Genomic DNA, 1772 nt, shown 5'->3' with positions numbered 1-1772 from the left:
TCTGATCAGGTAATTCATTGTGAGCGCTTACCGCGAGGGATGATGCATCGTTTAAGGAGGTGATCCAGCCGCAGGTTCCCCTACGGCTACCTTGTTACGACTTCACCCCAGTCATGAACCACACCGTGGTGATCGCTTTCCCGAAGGTTAAGCTAACCACTTCTGGTGCAGTCCACTCCCATGGTGTGACGGGCGGTGTGTACAAGGCCCGGGAACGTATTCACCGTGACATTCTGATTCACGATTACTAGCGATTCCGACTTCACGGAGTCGAGTTGCAGACTCCGATCCGGACTGAGACCGGCTTTTCGGGATTAGCTGACTCTCGCGAGCTCGCAACCCTTTGTACCGGCCATTGTAGCACGTGTGTAGCCCTACTCGTAAGGGCCATGATGACTTGACGTCGTCCCCACCTTCCTCCGGTTTGTCACCGGCAGTCTCCTTAGAGTTCCCGCCATTACGCGCTGGCAAATAAGGACAAGGGTTGCGCTCGTTACGGGACTTAACCCAACATTTCACAACACGAGCTGACGACAGCCATGCAGCACCTGTCTCTGCGTTCCCGAAGGCACCAAGTGATCTCTCACAAGTTCGCAGGATGTCAAGAGTAGGTAAGGTTCTTCGCGTTGCATCGAATTAAACCACATGCTCCACCGCTTGTGCGGGCCCCCGTCAATTCATTTGAGTTTTAACCTTGCGGCCGTACTCCCCAGGCGGTCGACTTATCGCGTTAACTTCGCCACAAAGTGCGCTAGGCACCCAACGGCTGGTCGACATCGTTTACGGCGTGGACTACCAGGGTATCTAATCCTGTTTGCTACCCACGCTTTCGCACCTCAGTGTCAGTGTCAGTCCAGAAGGCCGCCTTCGCCACTGGTATTCCTCCCGATCTCTACGCATTTCACCGCTACACCGGGAATTCTACCTTCCTCTCCTGCACTCTAGCTTGACAGTTCCGGATGCCGTTCCCAGGTTGAGCCCGGGGCTTTCACAACCGGCTTATCAAGCCACCTACGCGCGCTTTACGCCCAGTAATTCCGATTAACGCTTGCACCCTCCGTATTACCGCGGCTGCTGGCACGGAGTTAGCCGGTGCTTCTTCTGCGAGTGATGTCTTTCCTAATGGGTATTAACCACTAGGCGTTCTTCCTCGCTGAAAGTGCTTTACAACCCGAGGGCCTTCTTCACACACGCGGCATGGCTGGATCAGGCTTTCGCCCATTGTCCAATATTCCCCACTGCTGCCTCCCGTAGGAGTTCGGGCCGTGTCTCAGTCCCGATGTGGCTGATCATCCTCTCAGACCAGCTACGGATCGTCGCCTTGGTGAGCCTTTACCTCACCAACTAGCTAATCCGACATAGGCTCATCCAATAGCGGGAGCCGAAGCCCCCTTTCTCCCGTAGGACGTATGCGGTATTAGCCTGGGTTTCCCCAGGTTATCCCCCACTATCGGGCAGATTCCTATGCATTACTCACCCGTCCGCCGCTCGTCAGCGGGTAGCAAGCTACCCCTGTTACCGCTCGACTTGCATGTGTTAGGCCTGCCGCCAGCGTTCAATCTGAGCCATGATCAAACTCTTCAGTTTAAAATCATTGTGATGCTTACTCGTTACCCGAAAACGTAATGTTTACGAACAACAAAAGCGCATCAAACTTGGCTCAAGGTTCAAACGAATTCATTCAAACTTTCGTTCTCATGACCGCTTGCCTTGATATTTGGTGATTTATCACCCTCATCGGCAAGCGCCCACATGAATTACCTGATCAAATT

The 1772-nt window shown here is 53.6% G+C and carries 1 rRNA gene; it reads right to left on the bottom strand.

Features of this window, described 5'->3' with window-relative positions:
• Nucleotides 1-52: 52 nt before the first annotated feature.
• Nucleotides 53-1587, bottom strand: a 16S ribosomal RNA gene (locus HVE01_RS19715).
• Between the last annotated feature and the right edge of the window lie 185 nt (nucleotides 1588-1772).

Origin of the sequence: Vreelandella venusta (genome assembly GCF_007989605.1) — a bacterium.
Classification (GTDB): domain Bacteria; phylum Pseudomonadota; class Gammaproteobacteria; order Pseudomonadales; family Halomonadaceae; genus Vreelandella; species Vreelandella venusta.
This window is presented reverse-complemented; position numbering and strand designations above follow the sequence as displayed.